The following is a 2,947-nucleotide window of genomic DNA, read 5'->3' as shown; positions in this document are numbered from 1 at the left end:
CGGCGACGATGATCGCCGCGCAGTGAACGAGCAGCACCAGCTATGAAGAAGCAGGTGGACGCCAGTTCCTACACCATCTCCCGGGACACTACCCATGTGCCATGTGCAATGTCGAGTGTCGCTACGTGCAGGCGGCAGAATTCTGACGAAATGTGCCACCGGAGCAACCTATCGACGAGGGCACGTTGTGCCTCAATCAAGTGGTCGCATGCGGATGCATGAGCTTCAACACTCACTGCCTCTCTTGAAAAGCTTGTGAAGCCGGCTGGAACCGGCCATCTGCCGCGCTTGGCGCGAAGGTCGGCTTCGGGCCGGAAGTCTCATCCGGCACGAAGGGCGGAAGGACTAAGCCGCTTCCGCGGCATTGGCGCCTGTGGCGGGTGTTGTGACCTGACCAAAACGGCGCGCATTTTGTGATCTTGGCGATCTGGCTGACGATTGGGGCCTTCTCAATCATCAGACAGGAGGCTCCCATGACAGAGGAGAGAGTAAGCCCGCTGCGCCAGCGGATGATCGAAGATATGAACATTCGGGGCTTGGGCGAGAAGACCCAGAAGGCACATATCCGGAATGTGAAGCATTTCGCGACCTTTCTCGGCCGTTCGCCAGACACGGCAACGCCGGAAGAACTGCGGTCATACCAGCTGAAGATGACCAAGGACGGGGTATCCGCCAGTACCTTCAATGTGCGTATCATTTCCTTGAGGTTCTTCTTCGGCGTGACCTGCGGGCGGGAAGAGATGAAGCGCTACATGCAGTTCCATCGAAAGCCTCGGAAGTTGCCGGTCGTGCTCAGCGTTGAGGAAGTGGCCGACTTGCTGGCCGCCGTTCCCGGTCCTGGGCTCAAGTATCGGGCGGCTCTCGGCATCAGCTATGGTGCGGGCTTCCGAGGTTTGTCAACGCGGGCCGTCATCTCATGGCTGGTGCTGTTGCGCAGCGGCCCGCATCGAAAAACCTTCAGGATAGCTGCCCTTCGCTGCGTTGTAGCCAGCAACTCAAGGTTTTTTTCACAGCAGACATTAATGTTTTCCGTTTTGAGAAAGGTAACTACCTGAGACTTCGCTCCGTTCACTTTCTGAGCGCCTCAACCCATATGAATGCTACGGTCTGGGTTGTGTTTCCTCATCAAAAACACAAGATGTTTGAGAGTGGATTCCGTTTCTGGGGGCAGTCTTGGCCGACAACAAGCGACAACATTTCGTTCCCAAGTATGTCCTTCGACACTTTTCAACTGATGCGTCCGCCAAACGGATCAATCTTTTTCACATACCATCAATGAAAATGATCAGAGGCGCTTCGTTGCGTGAGCAGTGTTATCGAGAGTACTTCTATGGAGACGATCTTGAAGTTGAGAAGAATCTATCTGTAATCGAGGGTGCGCAAGCCAACCTGCTAAGGGAACTCATCCAATCCAAGGGGATCTCAGGGCGTAAGCTACCTGAAATACCTCTCTTCCTCGCTATGCAATATGGCAGAACACTACGCTCGGCTGAAGATCAGAGCGACAGATTTGAGGCGATGGCGAAACTATGCCTTTCGGGCTCCTTTGATGAAGACGCTTTGCGAAGTGTGCGAATACGGGTGGAAAATAGCTCAACGCTATCAACCGCCAATGCGATCAAAACAAGCCCGTTATTGTATGACTTGCAGCAAGTTCTAATTGAAAACAAAACCAAAATACCATTTGTAATTTCTGACCATCCGGTGGTCATAACCAACTGGTTTTGCCGTCGCAGATTTCCAAGCAATCATGGAACTGGGCTTGCTGCCGCTGGATTGCAAATCTTCATGCCAATTTCACCGAAGTTTTCCCTAATGTTGTTGGATGCAGGCACTTACAGGATCGCAGATAAATGCGGCTACTTACTGCTAACAAAAGGCAAAGATGTTCACGGACTAAATGCGCTGCAATGGATTAATGCCGATAAAGTCATTTATGTCCCGCAAGATCTTGAAGAGACTCAACTCAAATCCCTAACCATGACAACCGGGCGCAAAGATCGCCGATTTGAGTTTACAAGAGCAGACAAGCTCGCAGATGGCACTGGATTTGCCGTGACGGACAAGGATGAATACGCCGCTCCTACAGAGGGAGCGAGATCCGAATTAGTGGTGATTGGTGGAACCAAACCAGCAAAGGATATTCGATTTTCTGGGCTTGACTTGAAGTCCCGTCCGCAATTCTACGACGATGGCTCTATGGTCTCGCCGCTTCGAGACCCTTATTGGCTTCAGATCGTGGAGGATTTCATAGGTAATGACACAGGTATTCAACAACCTCACAGTGACTTTGCGGCATTTGTCGCGTCGCATCCGCTGGAACCCTATATCGGGCAGAGGTTGAGGCAGTATCGGAATTCGAACTAGGCGACAGAGCAGACATCTGAAAGATCAAACCAATCGGCGATTTTGTCCGCGATCCAGTCATTGAGTTGGTCTGGAATGCTGCAAGCTGCACGAACGTCGGCTATGCGGGCTGCAACTGCAGCATCGCCATCAGCGGTCAGGCGGCGGCTTTGGGCCGAGAACGTCGCAAGATAAAGCGCTCGTGCCATCGGGCCTGGAGCGGTCAAGGGCGCGGGCGATCATGTCAGTATCCCCGCGCTCTGCAAACCGGCTTCACAGTCGGCCCGCTCCGCCGCCCGGCGATTGACCAGCCCGCGCACAACGCGCCCCCCGGCCCGGGTCCAGCGCGACAGCTCAGGACAAACAGCCCCCCACTCCGCCGCATTCAGCCTGCGCACCAGGGTGGAGCGACACGCCGCCCCCACCCCGACATTATAGGTCCAGGACAGCAACGCTGCCGCCGTCTGAGTTGGAATACGGCGCTCTATGTCATTGCTTACGCAGCCCGCCAAAGCGTCCATGTCAAAATCTGCGGGGACCGTCACGCGACACCGCTCACCGAGGTCGATTGTCATGCCAGACGATGATGATCGCACTCCAT

Annotated in this window: 2 protein-coding genes and 1 pseudogene; 2 read left to right on the top strand and 1 reads right to left on the bottom strand. The window is 54.2% G+C overall.

What is annotated here, in order from left to right; all coding sequences use genetic code 11:
* Positions 1-473 precede the first annotated feature (473 nt).
* Both FN828_RS20295 and FN828_RS20290 read left to right on the top strand, forming a co-directional pair.
* Positions 474-890, top strand: a pseudogene (locus FN828_RS20295) (tyrosine-type recombinase/integrase); the annotation flags it as partial.
* Positions 891-1,173: 283 nt separating this feature from the next.
* Positions 1,174-2,367, top strand: coding sequence for a DUF4238 domain-containing protein (locus tag FN828_RS20290; protein ID WP_185959110.1), 1,194 nt, complete (start codon positions 1,174-1,176; stop codon positions 2,365-2,367).
* Between the two features lie 218 nt (positions 2,368-2,585).
* On the opposite strand, the gene FN828_RS20285 is transcribed toward FN828_RS20290, so the two are convergent.
* A complete protein-coding gene (locus FN828_RS20285) occupies positions 2,586-2,867 on the bottom strand; it encodes a glycoside hydrolase family protein (RefSeq protein WP_235891551.1) in 282 nt (93 codons plus the stop codon).
* Positions 2,868-2,947: the final 80 nt, after the last annotated feature.

The sequence above is a fragment of the Thalassovita litoralis genome (assembly GCF_900182725.1).
GTDB lineage: Bacteria > Pseudomonadota > Alphaproteobacteria > Rhodobacterales > Rhodobacteraceae > Thalassobius > Thalassobius litoralis.
Note: the sequence above shows the minus strand (reverse complement) of the source record. Positions and strands in the feature narration are given on the sequence as shown.